The sequence below is a fragment of the Shewanella sp. YLB-07 genome (genome assembly GCF_009377275.1).
Map to the genome: position 1 here is coordinate 181,348 of NZ_VOQB01000001.1, position 17,976 is coordinate 199,323.

Consider the following 17,976-nt stretch of genomic DNA (forward strand, 5'->3'; position numbering starts at 1 on the left):
CTGCTTTTTTGATATGATTTTTGCATCGCTACGACGTGAAGCAGAAATTAGGAGAGAAGCGTTGCGGCAAGAGGTGTTATTGAAAGATTAAGCTAGGGTAAATTCAATCAGGCTAGCTAGTGAGCAAAGTTAATGGCTAGCCTGTTGATTATCATTTTTATTACTAGCGTTTAGCCGCCTATGGTTGCTGCAAGGTATTGATCGTAAGTATCAGATCCCCAAGCGATCAGTTTCTGATCCTTAAATAATAGCGGAGTGCACTCGTCTCTGGTGGTTACCCCATCGGATTGAGCATGATGAGTTCGATAAAAGAGCACCTGCAATGCAACATCGTCTGTCACTTTAGCTTCCGAAAAATCAGCCTTACCCATTAATAGTTTAATGTCTGATAAGCTCTGGCCTATAGTGATATCGGCTAATTTTGCATTGTTGTAAACCTGTCTGTCTTCCCAGTGCATCTCATCTGGGGTCGGTTCATACACGAGTACCACGACAGCGACAAAGGCGGTGTAGGCAGCAAAAATAGAGCCGATAATGACTGGAACTTTAGATTTCATCTGCGAGCTGGGTCCTTGATACATAATAACGGGATGACATAGGTACATTATACCTATGAAGCTCTATAAGATACTCACTTCACGCTACTAGGTAAACAACAAGAAGGTAACTTAATGTTTACAACTTTGTGTATTCTTTTCTAATCTAACCGATGTGGACCTAGCTGCTTACAGCTTCTTGTGGCAATCTAAATTGGCTTAGATTGGCCTTTAATGGCATATCAGTCTGCAGTTGGACCAGTTTATAGCTAAGTCTGGCCATCTGTTTACCCTCTTCGAGCTTCTTTGCCTGTTTAGCCCCCACTTCATCGATAGACAAATAGATATTGGCAAGAGAGCGAAATATTTTTAATAGCTCAATGGCTGATTTCGGGCCGATACCCGGAACGCCTGGTATCTTATTACCGCTGTCCCCGGCTAAGGCGAGATAATCGATAAACTGCGAGTGTTGAACCCCCAGTTTCTGCTCGCGTTCTTCTACTGTCAGATAGGCCTTGTTAAAGTGGTCCCATCTTTTTATCTTAGGGTGATTGAGCTGAGTGAAGCCTTTATCCGTCGATACTATGATGGCCTCACCACCACTGGCGGCGAGTTTGCTTGCTAGGGTGGCAATGACATCGTCAGCCTCGGAGTTAGCATCCAGGGAGTTAACATGTATTTTAGCAAGATGCAGCTTTAAACTTGGCAAGTACTCAGACAATGCCTTGGGCATTGGTTTTCGCCCTTTTTTATAGTCTTCGAACAGGTGTTTTCGCCATGAGATCTCGTTTCCGTCCCAGACTATCGCCGCATGGCTTGGTTGGTGGAATTTGAGTAACTTCTTGCAGGCTGAGGCCACCCGGTTATCGAGTCCGTTAGTATCGTTCTCATTGGGCTGCGCTGCATGGATGCGACGGACTAAGTTTAAGCCATCAATAATTAAAAAAGTGTTCATCTATTGTTTTTATCGTTTGGTTGTTAGGTAAAGCAAGCCAAGCAAGCCGTATTACTACCGGCTTGCTTGGCTATAACTCAGACTTTTACACGTTTGGTTATGCTTAATTATCTATCTTGTAGCAGGGAACATATTCACTACCAGGTAACTTCATTCTCTGTTGTTTTACGAAAGCGCTTAGGAGAGTATCCATCATAGCCATAAGCTTAGGGTCGCCCTTTATTTCGAAGGGTCCATGTTGTTTAACACTCTTGATGGTTTCCATCTTCACATTGCCAGCGACTATGCCTGAAAACGCTCTGCGTAAATTCGCGGCAAGTTCCGCCTTGTTATCCTGAAAATACAGGTTGAGATTGCTCATCATCTCATGAGTGGGGTTGAAAGGCAGCTGAAATTCGGGCTCAATTTTCAGTGACCAGTTATATTGATAGGAGTCGCCTGTATTTTTTCTATGATCTTTGACGACATCCATACCATGGCTCATAATTCTGGCGACTTGCACTGGGTCATCGATGACTATTTCGTATTTACTCTGGGCTTCTTCTCCTAAGGTTGCCCCGATAAACTCATCGATCTTGATAAAGTAATCGGCACTTTCTTTAGGGCCAGTTAGTACCAAGGGGAAGGGCATGCCTTCGTTTTCTTTATTGAGTAAAATACCGAGTAGATAGAGCAATTCTTCGGCGGTGCCTGCTCCGCCAGGAAAAATAACGATGCCGTGACCTAAGCGGACGAAGGCTTCTAAACGCTTCTCTATATCGGGAAGGATCACCAACTCGTTGACAATCTGATTAGGAGGTTCGGCGGCGATGATGCTGGGCTCTGTGAGTCCCACATATCTTGCTTGTGATATGCGCTGCTTTGCGTGACCTATCGTTGCTCCTTTCATGGGGCCTTCCATGGCGCCTGGACCACAGCCGGTACATATGTTCATCTCTCTTAAGCCAAGCTCATAGCCCACTTCGCGAGTGTACTGGAACTCGATGGCATTAATGCTGTGCCCACCCCAGCACACGACAACGTTGGGGTCTTCCAGTGGAATAACCTGGCCATTACGTAAAATATCGAAAACGACGTTGGTGATATGGCTAGAGTTGGTCAGGTTGATATGCTTGAGATTATCGTATTTATTGCTGACGTAGACGATATCTCTGAGCACGGCAAATAGATGCTCCTGAAGGCCTCTGATTATTTTTCCGTCGACAAAGGCGGCTTCCGGAGGGTTGGTCAATTCAATCTTAATTCCGCGCTCTCGACGTAGAACATTAATGTTGAAATCATTGAATTGTTCGAACAGGTTTTCGGCATTATCGCTCTGTAGGCCTGATGCGAGAACGGCCAATGAACAGTTACGATAAAGTTGATATAGTTCGCTTTTTGCGCTTTGTTTTAGACGATCGACTTCCAATTGTGAAAGCTGATCCATGCTTCCTTTAGGGCTGACCTTTACAATCATAGTAACTCCTTCGCTGTGACTGGAGTTCAATGATGTGCATTTATGGCATCGTTACATACGATGCCAGCCTATCAAGATATCTAAGAGTCTTACGGGTATAGGCTACACGTCAATGATCACTCTGTCTCTACTTTCATGTTTTGCTCGATACAGTGCTGCGTCGGCTCTATCAAAGGTTTCATTGATGAGCTCATTATTAATAATCTGTGCAGCACCTATAGACACTGTAACTGTAATCCTCTGATTTTTAAACTTAAAAGGAATACTTTTTACTTTCTCCCTCACTCTGTTCAAAAGTTGTTCAATATCTGTGGAGTTTACATCAGGAATAATCAGCACAAATTCTTCACCACCATAGCGGGCGACAAACTCAGTATCACGCAGTGAATTTTTCAATGCCATGGCGATGACCTGGAGGGTTTTATCACCCGTACTGTGGCCAAAACTATCGTTAATTATTTTAAAGTGATCAATATCGGCCACTGCGACCCAGAGTGGTTGTTTATGACGTTGATAATTACGATATTCCTGTTCCATTCTCTCTTCGAGGGCGGCCCTGTTAGGCAGCTGGGTCAAGGTATCGAGTAAGTTGAGTTTCTGCTGTTCAAATAGCCGTTCTTTAAAGGTATTGGCTTCCTTACCTAGCTGGTTAAGCTCTTTACGCATGGCTTCCATAGATTTACGAAGTAAGGCTTGTTCGCGCTCCTCGAGGGCCTCTTTGCGTCCAAGAGCCGATCGAATCGAGGCTAGCTGTTCTGTGACTTGAGACTTTAATCTATGAATGTCATCGATATCTATGATGGCTTCACCTACGTTATCGACGCGGGTATTAATTTCACGATTGAGCTGCTTTTTTAGTTGAGAGCTGCGTTGATTATTGTTGTAAGAGTCACTTACCACTTCTCTCACTGCAGACAGGGCGTCGTTTAAGGCATAGAGAAATTCCTGAGAAGCAGATTTCTCTCTTGCGATATTATCCAGTAGCAGAGAAAGCACTGTCTGATAGGCATCGATGAGGCTGTCTATTTCAATATCGTTAGAAAGCACCTCTTTGAGCACGAGTATTCGATCCCGCTGATCTTTGCGAAATTCGATCTCGGAGATCATTTGAGCGAGTTCATGAGCCAGTTGACGATGCTTGGGGAGCACGACGAGTTTATCACCCTGTGCCAGCTGCTCTTCCAATATGCTTTCATAAAAGCCAACCAGTTTTTCGACTTTAGGGATATAGTCCCAGAAAGTATGGAAAGGCTTGGCGAGATCTTTCTTGAAGTAACTGATCTCTTTCTTGACCTTTTCGGGAACAGATTGGACTCGCTGTATCTGCCTGATGACCCGGGATAAGCTGGCTCTACTGTCTTCGAGTTGAACCATGACATGGTTATATTGTTGCTTAAGAAGCTGCTCAACCTCAACTAATTCAGGTAGCGATTCTTCGACTGTCTCGAAATCAGTAAAATGATGTCTTAATTTAGCCAGTTTATTATCGAGCTCAAGACTTTGTCCCTTGCAGGCAAGACTCAGATGACCAATAAACTGTACTAGTGTCCTCAATTTATCATTTCTGTCTTCGTTCATGCTATCGAGTGCGGCTCTAGCCGAATGAAGTTTTTGCTTTAATAAACTGAGCTGAGATGTGTTTGCCATCGAATCCTTCATTAACCGTGTCCTACTTCTTCAAGGCAAAAAAATGAAAAAATTATTTCAAATGTAAATTTGTACTTCTAATGTTATAGCAATCCCTTTGGAGTGCAAACCTCATTTTAGTCTAGCGCGATTATTAATCATCTTGATTAGGCTAATTCTGTTATATCCAGATGTTCATGGCTTTTCCACCTGGGCCATAGAATTTTTTTCTTGTCACCATTGGTATCGACCTTCAGTAACCCACGCATTATGCCCTTTTCCAAGTGTAAATATAGCGGTGTTGCAAAGATAGCCGCTGGAGCAAAGTTCAATGCTTTAATGGAAACATAGTAATCAGTGTCCTGCCCCAGACTCAGTGCGGCCGCTAGCGTCATCTGTACTGCACCAAAATGAACCTCGGCAGACAATTTAATGTCGGGATCCATCAGCAGAGGAAGAGGCAGCATGCCTATATGGATAGAGGTGTCACCATAATCTTTATCAATGGCGTTACGGGACTTTTGCAATAACTCATTGGCTGTGACAGGCTCTCTCAGAGACAGAATAAATAATCCAGGCCGAATAAGGTATACCTTCCCTGCTAAACTGTGAGCCAGAGCTTGGAGCTGAATTTTATTCATGTTGTTATTGCACTGAAAACCTTGATTGATATCTGCGTTTAATTGACCCGTCAGTGAAACTAAGGCTATGGCATGAGGAGTGTCTTTATTTTGTGACTCAAGCTCTTCGATGAAGCCTTTATAGCCAGGTAAACCACTCACTGGCTCGATAACGCTTTTGCCTCTAGCCTCTAATAAGCTAACTGCTAATACGCTTTTTCTTCGCCATTGATTCACTCCAATGAGTGATACTAAGCACACCAAAATCACCGCGGTGATCAAGAGTAGTCTCGAACGTGTTAACTGGGTGCTGAGTACACTTCTTTCGCCTTGAAGCTTATGTACTTCAAGCTTTAATTTTTGCTCGGCAAGTACCGATGAAGTGTAGTCGGTGGGAGTATCTAGTGTCTCTGGCGTGGATAAGTTAAGGGCGATGAGCTTATCCAGTGTCGCAAGGGCCTTGTCACTCTGTTTAAGGTTTCTATATGCCTGAGACTGATATTGTAATGCTTCTATCTGTTCATCTTTGAGCTTAAGATTCTCTGCATTGTGTAAGGCTAAGGTGCTATGTTTTTTCGCCAGTAGCCAATCTTTATTGGCAACGGCAACTTGGGCAATCAAGAGGTCATTAAAAACAAGATAATGGTTACTCTTTCTGGCAAGAAAAATGGCATTGGACTTAAACAGAAATTCAAAAGACGTTTTGGTGTTGCCGTTATTGAAATAGGCCTCGCCTAAATTATGATAATTTAATGCTTGAGCAATCACATTTTGATCTTTGTAATCGAGCTGTTGGGCATTGAGATAGTAATCGATAGCCTGATTCCAGTTGTTTTGATTGGCATGAACCATAGCCATCACTGTCATGCAATGAGAACGTAACCGATTCATATTAAGTGCCTTAAAGCCTTCATCTGCATCATGGGCGTATTGGGTGGCTTCATCCCAAGACTCTAGGTCCCGATATACCCTTGCCAGCTGTAGTTGTAAATTAGCCTTGAGAAAAGGTTTATCCTGACGGTTCGAGAGTCTAAGTGCTTCGCTGTAATGTTGTAATGCTAAAGATAACTGATCCCGTTTATTATAGAAGTCGCCTAAAGCGGACTCTGCGTGGGCAATCAGGTAATCGGTCCTAAGCTGATAGGTCGTGTCTCTATACAGTTTTAGGTGAATTAGCGCCAGTTTATCCTGATGCAAGATACGATGTAAGCTGCCAAGATGATAATGGATGAGCTGTTTTAATAGCTGGGCTTGCAGATCTTGCTCACTCTCTATCAGGCTGAGTGCTTGGTCATAATGGGGCAGTGCTTGTTGGTAATCATGTTGACTCCTGGCTATGTATCTACCTTTTAACATTTGTAGGTAGCTTTCATCGTAGGCTGTGGTTCCTATGATCTCCAGCAGCGACAATAATGCCTCGGTTTTACGATATTTATCTTTCTCTTTCACATAGGTGCTGAGATAGAGTCGTGTGAGCAGCTGCAGTTTATATTTTAGCTCATCGACTCGGTAACCTTGGTCGCTGGCTACTCGTTCAAAAACAGAGAGACTAGTGGCAGATATGGGTAAGGTGATTGAGGCTTGTAATTCTTGTAACAGCTCGACAGGCGATTCTTTTAACTTAATTTCAAGGGCGACATGATCTTGAGCGTAAGTCGAAGGTGCGGCTAAAAGTAGCAAAAAAATCACAGATACAAAAAAAATACGCATAAGAAGCAGATACCTTGCCCTCTTAAAGGGACGTTCGGTCAGTCATTGTATTGTCTCAAAATCGACTCGTAGAGGCATAGGTTTTAGTGATGCCGAGTCTGCGAAATAGAGATATACTCTCGATCTTATTATAAAAATAAATAACAATCATAACAGAAGGAATCAAGAGTGAAACCAGCAGTCCCATTGATTTTAACTTTAAGTGCATTTTTTTCCTCATCAATTTTCGCTGAGGTCAGCTATCGCATAGATCTCACTGACTCTCAGCATCATCTGGCTAAGGTTGAGGTGGGATTTCCAGAGTCTGCAACCACAGAGCTGAAAATCAATCTTCCAGTGTGGCGAACAGGCAAGTATCAGGTCTTACCCTTAGCCGATGGTATTCGCTATTTTAGTGCGCAAGATGAGTCGGGAAAGGTCTTGCCCTATACGCGAAGTGCCAGTGGTGAGTGGACGGTTGAGCTTGAACAGCCAACGTCGGTCACTGTGACTTATCAGCTATATGCTAATCAATTAGGTCAAAGGATTGGGCATATAGATGCAACTCATGCTTTCTTGGATGCCAGTGGTACCTTGGTATATAGCCCTGATTTTAAGGACCAGAAGATCAAGGTCGAATTAGTCGTGCCAGATGAATGGAATAGTTATTCAGGTATGGAGCCTGGAGGAAAGCCTCATTCGTTTGAGGCGAGCAATTATGATGTGTTGGTGGACTCTCCGATAGAGACGGGAATTAGTCATCACAGAGGGTTCTCCGCCGATGGCCGGGATTATGAATTGGTCGTGTGGGGAGAGGGCAACTATGACATTGAACAGATGGTTACCGATCTGACCAAGCTTAGTGGTCAGGCAAGGGCTATCTGGGATGGCTACCCTTTTGAGCGTTATGTCTACATGGTGCATGCCACCAGTGGTGCCCGAGGTGCAACTGAGCATCTGAACTCGACTGTGATTCAGCGTCCTCGTTTCAGTTATCGAGAGCGTGAAGACTATTTAGGCTTCATTAAAACCGCTTCCCATGAGTTTATTCATACCTGGAATGTGAAGGCTTACAGGCCTCAAGGTTTGGTGCCCTACGACTACCAGAAAGAAAATATATCTGAACTGTTATGGATTGCCGAAGGTTCGACAAGCTATTTTCAAAGCCAGTTGTTACTCAGAGCTGGGGTGATCACGGCTAAAGAATTTTTTGAAGACTTAGCCAAGCGAATTGCCCAGAGTGAGAGGACGCCGGGGCGTGAAGTTCAGTCGGTGCAAGAAGCGAGCGTCGGCAAATGGGCGAGCACGGGTGGAGATTATGCGGTTAACCACAGTGCTAACATCTACTCTGAAGGCTACCTCGCTTCTTTGGCCCTGGATTTTTCACTGCTCAATGACACAGATCTTGCTCATTCATATCGTGACGTTCATAAAGCGCTCTACAATCAGCATAAGATCCCAGCGGGTTATTCAGTTTCTGATGTTAAACAGATCTTAAAAGATCTGTCGGGTAAAGATTATCAAACATGGTGGCAGACCCATGTTAATTCACCTATGAGCTTGGATTTTCCCTCCTTGCTAGAAAATGCCGGCTTAAAGCCTGGTTATGGGGATGACTCGAAAGCCACGGCCTATGTCGGAATTAAGTTGAGCGGTGACTCACTTAAACTTGCGGAAGTCTTGCGTAATGGACCCGCCTGGAATGCGGGCATCGTGCTTGGGGATGAAATTGTAGCCATCAATGGACTGAAGGTTACCAGCAAAGGTTTTGATTCCAGAATCAAAGACTTTAAGCCGGGAGCTGAGATTGTAGTGAGCCTGTTTAGCGATGACCGTCTCAAACAGGTGACGCTGAAACTGGGTGAGCAGCAGAGTGATAAGCTGAAGCTGTTGAGTGTGGATAAGCCAAGTCGAGGTCAGAAAGCCTTCTTTAAAGCCTGGTTAGGTATCGATTGGCCGTTCGATAATAATGGCGAATTAAAATCGGATAGTTAAACTGATTTCCATTAAAAAACCGCTAAAAACAGAAGTTGTTAGCGGTTTTTTGTAACGGGTTAAGGTATTAGATACTCTCTTCCAGTCCACCTAAGACGTCTACCAGTGAGTTCATTAAGGCGATAAGCTCGCTACCCATCAAGGCGAAATCGGCGTCGAGTCTGGCCATAGGATCTTCGGTACCCACTTCATCATTGCCGGCTCTGAACTCTTCAGAGAACTTGAGGCGCTTGATGCCAGCATCTGATTGCAATAAGAAAGCAATCGATTCGCCGAAATGCAGCGCCAGTTTATGAACTTGCTTACCCACTTCGATATGGGCTAGCACTTCGGCTTCGGTCAAGTCTTGTTGTTTGAAACGGACAATGCCACCTTCATCTGAGTCTGACTTAAATTCAGCTTCATCTTGCATCTCGAAAGGTGCAGGCGTCGAGTTAGTCTTAACCCAATCGGTTAATTGACTCTCGATAGGCGCCTTAAAACTCAGAGGGATGATCGGCAAAGAGCCCATAGCTTTACGTAACAAAGCCAAAAACTCTTCGGACTTAGCTGCGCTCGAACTGTCGACCAAGATCATCTCAATCTCAGGGATGATCAGGGCGCGAATTTGACTACGTCTTGAGAAGGCGCGCGGCAATAAGGTGATGATTATTTCGTCTTTTAATGCGTCTTTCTCTTTCTTAGCGAGTTTGCGATCTTCTTCGGCTTCGATTTGAGCGACTTTATCTTCTAAGGCTTCTTTAACCACTTGTGAAGGAAGGATTTTTTCTTCTTTAGTTGCACAGATTAGGTGTCTGTTACTGGCACTGTGAACCAGAGTTTGCCCCTGTTTCCCCAGAGCATTAGAGAAACCGAATTTGCTGATGTCTTGACTTGAGCATGGAGAGAAAGTGAAGTCTTCCAATGACTTTTCAAGAGCCTCAGTGTCAACAGAGAAAGGTTTATTAAAACGATAAACAGTCAGGTTCTTAAACCACATAATAGGCGCTCAATCAAAAAATGAAGCCGCAGTGTAAGACATTGTCACTCTCTGGTAAACCCGAAAGTACTTATGAATATGGCAAGGTTCAGGATAATTCATAAAACTGTCACATTCGGTTTTGTTGCTCTGTATCCCTTGATGTATATGGGGTTTGTTTTTATTTTTTCTCTTGGTTACTGGTTTTTTATGAAAATTGATCTAGATTGAAATAAAACTGCAACAGAAACATTGCAAACTTCTGGCCGTCCAAACCAATAACCCAGACGAACAGATACGTCGAAAGGATTAAATGATGAACGTTTTTTGTAAAACTTTACTAGCTTCTGCGCTTGCTACCGCCACTCTAGCTTCTGCACATGCGGCAGATCCTCTCACTGTCTACGGTAAGTTGAACATCACGGCTCAGTCTAATGATGTTAACGGTGATTCAGAGACTACGATTCAAAGTAACGCGTCACGTTTTGGTGTGAAGGGGGCGTTCGAGCTTAGCAGTTCATTAGAGGCGTTTTATACTATCGAGTATGAAGTTGATACCGGTGATGATGACAAAGAGAATTTCAAGGCCCGTAACCAATTTGTGGGTCTCAGAGGCGGTTTTGGTTCAATAGCTGTGGGTCGTAACGATACCCAGCTTAAGCAGTCCCAAGGTAAAGTCGACCTGTTTAACGATATGTCTGGCGATATCAAGAACCTATTTAAGGGTGAAAACCGCCTGGCCCAGACCGCCACGTATATTACGCCTTCTTTCAGTGGTTTTAAGTTTGGTGTGACTTATGCGGCAAGTGGTGACAGTGACCAGTTAGAGCAAGATGGATACAGTTTGGCTGCCATGTATGGTGACAAGGGTCTTAAGAAGTCACCTATCTATGCTTCTATCGCCTATGATTCAGACGTTAAGGGCTACCAAGTTGCTCGTGCAACGGTTCAAGGCAAGATTGCTGGATTTAAGCTTGGCGCCATGTATCAACAGGAAGAGAAGGTTTATGAATACGATGATAATGATGTCGTTAATCCTTTCGATGGAGACAGCTACACAGGTTACCTTTTAAGCGCGTCTTACACTATCGATGCTGTGGTACTTAAAACTCAGTATCAGGACATGGAAAACAAGGGTGATTCATGGACAGTGGGCGCCGATTACAAGCTAGGTAAGCCGACTAAGCTTATTGCTTTCTATACTAATCGTTCATACGAAAACGTTGAAAACGATGACAAGTTCCTAGGTCTTGGTATCGAACATAAGTTCTAACTGTTCTGATTAAAGAACAAAGCGAGAATAAGGAGGCTTAGGCCTCCTTTTTTTATGCTGTACTTTTACCCTTTGATATAAGTTTTATGACAATAATCTGCACTTTATGACAATATATGCCTAGCCGATCATAATTTTGTAATAAAACTGACCAATAATAGAAGCGCGAACATTCACTGACAGAAGATTGCATATGACTGCTAAGATATTAATTGTTGAAGATGAGTTGGCTATCCGAGAGATGCTGACATTTGTTCTAGAGCAACATGGTTTTACCACAACATCGGCGGAAGATTTCGATTCCGCACTAGACATGATATCGGAGCCGTATCCCGATCTTATTTTATTAGACTGGATGTTTCCAGGCGGTAGCGGGATCCAACTTGCAAAGCGTCTGCGCCAGGATGAGTTTACTCGTCAGATCCCTATTATCATGCTCACGGCGCGTGGTGAAGAGGAAGATAAGGTGCGCGGCCTGGAAGTGGGCGCCGACGACTACATCACTAAGCCATTCTCTCCGAAAGAGTTAGTGGCTAGAATCAAGGCAGTGATGCGCCGCAGCTCTCCTACCAGTTCAGAAGAGCCTATCGATGTTCAGGGGCTTATGTTAGACCCTGTCAGTCACAGAGTGACCGTAGGGGATCTGGTATTGGATATGGGGCCGACAGAATTCAGGTTACTGCATTTCTTTATGACTCATCCTGAGCGGGTTTACAGTCGTGAGCAGTTACTCGATAATGTTTGGGGCACCAATGTCTATGTTGAAGACAGAACGGTCGATGTGCATATCAGGCGCTTACGAAAGGCGATTGAGCCATCTGAACACGATCGTCTGATTCAAACGGTTCGTGGTGCCGGTTACCGATTCTCAACGAGACTGTAACTTAGCTTGAAAGCGTTAGGCACGAGATCTAATTTAGGTTATCTTGTGCCCGTCTCTTACCTATGGTTTCGATGCAATTTCTATGTTTGATTCATATTCGGGTTATCGACTACTATCTCGATTAGTAACCTATCTGGTGTTATGTTTTATTCTTGGTCTGCTCCTGGGCGAAGTTGTCTGGGTTCTCCTGATCGGTACTCTGGCATTGCTGTTCTGGCATTATCGCCAGCTCTCCAGGCTCAACTTCTGGTTATGGCGTGACAGAAGGCTAACCCCGCCAAATGGTCGCGGTAGTTGGGAAGGTGTCTTCAATGGTATTTATCGCCTTCAGGGGAAAAACCGTAAACGTGTCTCCCAATTAGCGTTCCTGCTTGGTCGCTTCAGGCAAGGCGCAGAGGCACTTCCCGATGCTGCTGTGGTGTTAGATTCTGAGCACAACATCATCTGGTGTAACAAGCTTGCCCAGCTGTTATTGGGTTTCGTTTGGCCACTGGATAGCGGCCAGAGAATCGATAACTTAATTCGTCATCCTGATTTTTCTCATTACCTCAAGAAAGCTGCCTATCAAGAGCCATTCGAGTTGGCATCGCCACTCTCTGAGGGACGCATTCTGGAGATCCGTATCATGGGCTATGGCACGGGTCAGTTCCTGCTTATCGCCAGAGATATTACTCGGGTGAGGCAACTCGAGGGGATGCGCAAAGATTTTGTCGCTAACGTATCTCACGAGCTGAAAACCCCACTCACAGTGCTGCAAGGTTATCTGGAGATGATGCAGTCCATGGCAGAACCTGGCTCGCCAAATGTTAAGGCGATGGACCAGATGCAGCAACAAACCAATCGCATGCGCTCTATGGTCGAACAACTCTTAGTCCTGTCCAGAATAGAAGATTCAGCTGAATTAAATTTAAGCAATATTATCAATATGGACCATATGATCGAGGTGTTAAAAGAGGAAGCCAATGCCTTGTCTCAGGGGGGATACAATTTGAGTTTTGATTGTGAGGCTGACTATCATCTCTATGGCAATGAAATTGAGCTTAGGAGTGCTTGCTCTAACCTCATATCTAATGCGATTCGATATACAGAGCCCGGTGGTCAGATAAGGGTATGTTGGAAACGAGTCGCGACAGGTGGCTTGTTTAGCGTCACCGACAGTGGTGATGGTATTGCGTCCCAGCATATCGGCAGGTTAACCGAGCGCTTCTATCGAGTGGACAGTGCCAGAACCCGTCAAAGAGGCGGTACAGGCTTAGGCCTGGCCATCACTAAACATGCCCTGAGTAATCATCAGAGTGAGTTAATGATTGAGAGTGAACTTGGCAAGGGCAGTACATTCAGCTTCGTTATCCCGACGAATCTCATCGAAGGGACTCACCACACCGATTAAAAAAGTGATTGGGCTAGCGAGTTCACAAAAAAGCAGACCTTGAGTCTGCTTTTTGCTCAGGGTAATCGGAGGCCACTAACGTGTATAGCTTAACCAGACATTAAAAATTCACTTAAAACGCACATTGTCATCTAAGTGTCACACCAGAGTAATAGACTTGTCATCATAGAAACAGATACTGGCTGCAACTTAAATGTTAATTCAATTAATGAGCAAGTACGCTTAACACTGGAGCAAAGAATGAAACTGAAACAGCTTGTCGGCGCGGTTAGTTTAACAGCCGCTAGTTTATTCTCTGCAGCATCAATTGCTGCAATCGATCCGTCACTACCTGTTTATGAAAAAACAAGCGGCGTATCGGGTAACCTATCTTCTGTAGGCTCAGATACTCTGGCTAACATGATGACGCTTTGGGCCGAAGAGTTTAAAGAGATGTATCCTAACGTGAACATCCAAATTCAAGCGGCTGGCTCTTCTACTGCGCCTCCAGCGCTCACGGAAGGGACTTCTCAGTTCGGTCCTATGAGCCGTAAGATGAAGCCTAACGAAATTGAAGCGTTCGAGAAGCATTATGGCTACCAGCCAACGGCGATTCGTGTCGCTATCGATGCCTTAGCGGTATTTGTCCATAAAGATAACCCAATTAAAGGCCTCAGCATCGAACAGATTGACGACATCTTCTCTGCGACGCATAAATGTGGTGGCAGCGATGTTAAGCGTTGGGGCGACTTAGGTCTGGAAGGTAGTTGGTCTGCTCGTGATGTACAGCTTTATGGTCGTAACTCAGTATCGGGTACTTATGGTTACTTCAAGAAGAAAGCACTGTGTAAAGGTGACTTCAAGGCAAACGTGAATGAGCAGCCAGGTTCTGCATCTGTGGTTCAGTCTGTGTCTCAGTCACTCAATGCCATAGGTTACTCGGGTATCGGCTACAAGACTGCAGGCGTGAGGGCGGTGGCCATTGCGAAGAAGGGGACTAAGTATATCGAAGCTAATGCGGCTAATGCGGCAAGCGGTACTTACCCATTATCACGTTATCTATATGTTTATGTGAACAAGCATCCGAACAAAGACCTATCACCAATGGACCGTGAATTCTTGAAGTTTGCACTGTCTAAGCAAGGTCAGCAAATCGTAGAGAAAGATGGTTATGTGCCACTACCACTTAGTGTGACAGCTAAAGATTTAGCCAAAGCGGGCATTCGCCTTTAAGTCTACAATCTTCATATCGCTAGACTGATAATGTTCAAAAGGCCTCATCTGAGGCTTGCTGTAAGCTTGTAAGTTATTGATTTATAATGGAACCATAGTTTAGGCGTCCACACATTGACCACACGTAACCGTTAGGAAAATAAAAAACCGCCTTAATCGGCGGTTTTTTTGCTTTATGACAGCATCATTTAAAACTGTTAGCAGCTCTTTCAAAATGGGCTCTGTTGCAAAGATCGTCGAATCAGCTAAGCTCCTCTTTTGTTTTAGGCCTGCTATCTCATGACACTCATTAAGTATCGACAATTTTCCCACGACATTATCATTTGGGCTGTACGTTGGTATTGTAAATACGGGATCAGCTATCGAGAACTCGAAGAGATGCTCAGTGAGCGTGGTATCAATGTTGACCACAGTACGATTTATCGCTGGGTTCAGCGTTATGCGCCAGAAATAGAAAAACGATTAAGGTGGTATTGGAAGCCCAAAGCAGGATTAAGCAGGAAGGTCGATGAAACCTACATCAAAGTGAAAGGCAAATGGGTGTATCTGTATCGGGCTGTCGATAAACAAGGTCATACCATCGACTTTTATTTATCGTCCAGACGTAATGCTAAGGCGGCTAAACGGTTTTTGGGTAAAGCTTTGAAAGGGCTCAAATGCTGGGAATGTCCCTCCGCCATCAATACCGACAAGGCCGCTTCCTACGGTGTAGCCATTACGGAATTAAAGCAAGAAGGCAAATGTCCTGAAGCGCTTGAACACCGGCAAATTAAATACCTGAACAATGCGGTAGAAGCTGATCATGGAAAACTGAAAAGGCTCATCAATCCTGTGAGAGGATTCAAATCGATGAAGACGGCTTATGCCACTATCAAAGGATTTGAAGTGATGCACATGTTTAAAAAAGGGCAGTTCAATACCTGGTTATCCGGTCAAGGAATAGCAGGAGAGATCCGTCTAATCACCAATGCACTGGTAAACTATTAATAATCATCCAGATAACCGGAGTACTTTCGGGCTAGGCTCAATCTTTGCAACAGAGCCGTAAAAAGTGCCCAGGTATTCGATGTTGGGTCGCTCAATTTTTTGAGATTTCTGCTAACCCCTCTTCAGCCGACACTGCAGGAAACATCAAGCACACAAGTATGAGAAATCGTGTGTTTTTCATCTTAACTCCTTTTAAATTTTACTATATATCAGGCAATTACCTAAAGTCTGTGCTTTGTGCGATATTACTACCGCAAACAAACTTATCCCGCAGGCTTATACCAGATGGGCGATGTCCAGGCGCGTTCCTGAATGCTGGCTTGCACGTCGTCTAGCAGAGGCTGCTTACTTCTCACTGCATCATAGGTGGTCCAACGAGGCGTTGGTATTTCTATGACTCGAGTGTAATAAAAAGCGTGCTGTTCTGGGTTAAACTCAGAGTCGGTCCAACTGCCGATAAGGGCCGTTGCCCCTATGGTATTGGTGTACTTGGCTGTTGTCAGGTCGACGGTATTCCCCACTGGTGTAAGCTTGCCATCTTCACCCTTTTTACGTTTATCGGACCAGACCACATCGAAAATCTTTTCATATGTCTTTCCCTTAACATCGACCCAACCCTTGATTATCTGTATTCGGTCAAGATTCGCGCCGTCAGGGTCTTTCATTGCGTGGACGGTAAAGGTCGGAGCAGAGCCAATTGAAGGCAAGTCGCTGCCCATAGGCACGCCTAAATCGTAACCTTGCTGGACCAGCTCTTGACCGTTCTTAGGTTTTGCTGGAAGTTCGACGCCACCGAAGAAACGCACCTTGATGCGCGGCCCCGTGGTGGAATATGTCTCACGGCTCTTCATCGCATCCCATAAACCACTGCGGGTGTTCTGGGTTGCCCAGACGCCGGCTAGGGTGTCGATACTGAGGTCCTTGCCATCAATCCACCCAACGACTTTGCCTGTTCGGCGGGCTTTTACGCTGCCATCGTCACCACCATGGGCTCCGATAAAGCTGTCTTCAGCAACAGCGGAGGGCAGACCATTGTGGTTATCTGTGCCGCCTATGGTGCCGTATTTAAACGGGTTGACGCCGAGGGATTGCTCGTAAGCGAGTCCCATTTTTAAGCCTTCACGAACGAAGTCTTTTTTGTGAAAGGTTCGGCCACTGTTTTTTTGAATCGAATCGGCATTTTCAAAGTCGGAAAATTCATCCTCTGGCCAGAACTGTCTATGGACTTCTGAGTTACCTTTAACTTGCATCATCTCCATCAAAGGCTCGAAATGTTGACGGGTCTGGGCGTATTCAAGGTCGATAGGCTTGCCCTCTGCATCGACACTGGGGAACATCATGCCCTTACTGGCGTTGGAGTTATGGGGAATCGCCAGCAGCTTCATACCTTTGGCTTCTTGCTGGGCCATCCACTGCCATAATCCATCTTCGCGGTTGGTATCAATATAGCTGATGGGGGCATCGGGTACCTGAGCGTCGCGGAAAATCACGTTCCTATGCAGATTACCGCCTCCGGGAGCACCGCTCCACTCAAAGGCTTTAAGGGCGGTAAATTTGCCGGGCTGGTTATATCTGTCCGCCGTTTCCTGCATGATTTTCCAGGCACTCTTGACTGACTCGGGACCGGTGAAGAAGGGAGGGTGAGCTGGATGGGTTCCGCGATTACTGGAGATAACGTACTTCATAAACCAAGCTTCACGGTCCTTGATATCTGTCATGCCCCGTAGCTCTTTGAGCAACTTTTGGTTGTGCCCTTCTGCACCTTCGGTCAAATTGGTATACATTTCACCGATGTATTCAGCATGGTCAGTTACTGCGATGAAGTCCAACGGGCGATGACGTTTCAGCTCTCGGCCCATCAGGTTAATGGTTTCGCCCTGAGCATAGCGGTAGGCATCTTCATGGGTTAAGCGTGTACCACCGAGATAAGCATCCAGTGAGAAAGCGGTGTGCATATGGGTCTCACCGAAGTACACATCCTTAGAGGGATTGACGGCCACGGACTGATTAGTATCGCTTGTCTCTTGCTTAGGGGCAGTGTTGCTTGCTGCTTGAGTCGATTGCTCTGTGGCGCTTCTGTCCTGGTTTTCTTTACTCTCCAGAGGCGAGCAGGCTGACAATATCGTGGTGATAGTGATGCTTAATAGTGTTGGTATCAAAATAGACTTGTTCATCTGACTCATCCTCTCGCTCATGTTTATGTAAGGTGGCTTAATCTTCGTTTGTTGTAACCATTCTTTATCAAAAGAGGTTGGCACTTAAGGTGCGGTCTCTGCTTATTTTTTCGATTAACGGCATTTTACTTTAATGACACAGAGATAATTAACACCTGGAATGCTAACAAGTCAGGGTGATTGTGTTTACACAATGTTTCAATAGTGTGGCAGTTTATTTGT

The 17,976-nt window shown here is 44.9% G+C and carries 13 protein-coding genes; 6 read left to right on the forward strand and 7 right to left on the reverse strand.

The annotated features are described in order from the left end of the window. Positions 1 to 170 precede the first annotated feature (170 nt). The 5 genes from FS373_RS00740 to FS373_RS00760 form a co-directional block, all read right to left on the reverse strand. Positions 171 to 557 carry a DUF3192 domain-containing protein gene (locus tag FS373_RS00740; protein ID WP_144047550.1) on the reverse strand — a complete coding sequence of 129 codons (387 nt, stop codon included), beginning with the start codon at positions 555 to 557 and terminating at the stop codon, positions 171 to 173. A gap of 160 nt (positions 558 to 717) precedes the next feature. After that, a complete protein-coding gene (xni, locus tag FS373_RS00745) occupies positions 718 to 1,491 on the reverse strand; it encodes a flap endonuclease Xni (protein ID WP_144047549.1) in 774 nt (257 codons plus the stop codon). Between the two features lie 103 nt (positions 1,492 to 1,594). Continuing rightward, entirely contained in the window at positions 1,595 to 2,947 is a 1,353-nt protein-coding gene (ppnN, locus tag FS373_RS00750) for a nucleotide 5'-monophosphate nucleosidase PpnN (protein WP_144047548.1), read from the reverse strand. Between the two features lie 102 nt (positions 2,948 to 3,049). Beyond that, complete coding sequence (locus FS373_RS00755) at positions 3,050 to 4,606, reverse strand: GGDEF domain-containing protein (protein WP_144047547.1); 1,557 nt, start codon at positions 4,604 to 4,606, stop codon at positions 3,050 to 3,052. Between the two features lie 134 nt (positions 4,607 to 4,740). Then, complete coding sequence (locus FS373_RS00760; protein ID WP_152828857.1) at positions 4,741 to 6,903, reverse strand: tetratricopeptide repeat protein; 2,163 nt, start codon at positions 6,901 to 6,903, stop codon at positions 4,741 to 4,743. Between the two features lie 168 nt (positions 6,904 to 7,071). Here FS373_RS00760 and FS373_RS00765 point away from each other — a divergent pair, with 168 nt between their 5' ends. Continuing rightward, positions 7,072 to 8,877 carry a M61 family metallopeptidase gene (locus FS373_RS00765; protein WP_144047545.1) on the forward strand — a complete coding sequence of 602 codons (1,806 nt, stop codon included), beginning with the start codon at positions 7,072 to 7,074 and terminating at the stop codon, positions 8,875 to 8,877. Between the two features lie 67 nt (positions 8,878 to 8,944). Here FS373_RS00765 and rdgC read toward each other — a convergent pair whose 3' ends face one another. Then, positions 8,945 to 9,856, reverse strand: a complete 912-nt coding sequence (rdgC, locus tag FS373_RS00770) for a recombination-associated protein RdgC (RefSeq protein WP_144047544.1) — start codon at positions 9,854 to 9,856, stop codon at positions 8,945 to 8,947. A gap of 292 nt (positions 9,857 to 10,148) precedes the next feature. Here rdgC and FS373_RS00775 point away from each other — a divergent pair, with 292 nt between their 5' ends. The 5 genes from FS373_RS00775 (at position 10,149) to FS373_RS00795 (ending at position 15,580) form a co-directional block, all read left to right on the forward strand. Continuing rightward, positions 10,149 to 11,108: a porin gene (locus FS373_RS00775; protein ID WP_144047543.1), complete on the forward strand. Its 960-nt coding sequence runs from the start codon at positions 10,149 to 10,151 to the stop codon at positions 11,106 to 11,108. A 193-nt stretch (positions 11,109 to 11,301) separates the two neighbouring features. Continuing rightward, a complete protein-coding gene (gene phoB, locus FS373_RS00780; protein WP_144047542.1) occupies positions 11,302 to 11,991 on the forward strand; it encodes a phosphate regulon transcriptional regulator PhoB in 690 nt (229 codons plus the stop codon). A gap of 82 nt (positions 11,992 to 12,073) precedes the next feature. Then, positions 12,074 to 13,381: a phosphate regulon sensor histidine kinase PhoR gene (phoR, locus tag FS373_RS00785; RefSeq protein ID WP_152828858.1), complete on the forward strand. Its 1,308-nt coding sequence runs from the start codon at positions 12,074 to 12,076 to the stop codon at positions 13,379 to 13,381. 240 nt (positions 13,382 to 13,621) lie between these two features. After that, positions 13,622 to 14,593 carry a PstS family phosphate ABC transporter substrate-binding protein gene (locus FS373_RS00790; RefSeq protein ID WP_144047541.1) on the forward strand — a complete coding sequence of 324 codons (972 nt, stop codon included), beginning with the start codon at positions 13,622 to 13,624 and terminating at the stop codon, positions 14,591 to 14,593. A gap of 279 nt (positions 14,594 to 14,872) precedes the next feature. After that, positions 14,873 to 15,580, forward strand: a complete 708-nt coding sequence (locus tag FS373_RS00795; RefSeq protein ID WP_152828859.1) for an IS6 family transposase — start codon at positions 14,873 to 14,875, stop codon at positions 15,578 to 15,580. Positions 15,581 to 15,843: 263 nt separating this feature from the next. On the opposite strand, the gene FS373_RS00800 is transcribed toward FS373_RS00795, so the two are convergent. Continuing rightward, on the reverse strand, positions 15,844 to 17,754 hold the full coding sequence (locus FS373_RS00800; RefSeq protein WP_152828860.1) for a DUF3604 domain-containing protein: 1,911 nt from the start codon (positions 17,752 to 17,754) through the stop codon (positions 15,844 to 15,846). Between the last annotated feature and the right edge of the window lie 222 nt (positions 17,755 to 17,976).

What these genes read in the sequence shown, in the direction of transcription:
- FS373_RS00740 (WP_144047550.1), bottom strand. Translation starts at nt 557, where the DNA reads ATGAAATCTAAAGTTCCAGTCATTATCGGCTCTATTTTTGCTGCCTAC.
- xni (WP_144047549.1), bottom strand. Translation starts at nt 1,491, where the DNA reads ATGAACACTTTTTTAATTATTGATGGCTTAAACTTAGTCCGTCGCATC.
- ppnN (WP_144047548.1), bottom strand. Translation starts at nt 2,947, where the DNA reads ATGATTGTAAAGGTCAGCCCTAAAGGAAGCATGGATCAGCTTTCACAA.
- FS373_RS00755 (WP_144047547.1), bottom strand. Translation starts at nt 4,606, where the DNA reads ATGAAGGATTCGATGGCAAACACATCTCAGCTCAGTTTATTAAAGCAA.
- FS373_RS00760 (WP_152828857.1), bottom strand. Translation starts at nt 6,903, where the DNA reads ATGCGTATTTTTTTTGTATCTGTGATTTTTTTGCTACTTTTAGCCGCA.
- rdgC (WP_144047544.1), bottom strand. Translation starts at nt 9,856, where the DNA reads ATGTGGTTTAAGAACCTGACTGTTTATCGTTTTAATAAACCTTTCTCT.
- FS373_RS00775 (WP_144047543.1), top strand. Translation starts at nt 10,149, where the DNA reads ATGATGAACGTTTTTTGTAAAACTTTACTAGCTTCTGCGCTTGCTACC.
- phoB (WP_144047542.1), top strand. Translation starts at nt 11,302, where the DNA reads ATGACTGCTAAGATATTAATTGTTGAAGATGAGTTGGCTATCCGAGAG.
- phoR (WP_152828858.1), top strand. Translation starts at nt 12,074, where the DNA reads ATGTTTGATTCATATTCGGGTTATCGACTACTATCTCGATTAGTAACC.
- FS373_RS00790 (WP_144047541.1), top strand. Translation starts at nt 13,622, where the DNA reads ATGAAACTGAAACAGCTTGTCGGCGCGGTTAGTTTAACAGCCGCTAGT.
- FS373_RS00795 (WP_152828859.1), top strand. Translation starts at nt 14,873, where the DNA reads ATGACACTCATTAAGTATCGACAATTTTCCCACGACATTATCATTTGG.
- FS373_RS00800 (WP_152828860.1), bottom strand. Translation starts at nt 17,754, where the DNA reads ATGAACAAGTCTATTTTGATACCAACACTATTAAGCATCACTATCACC.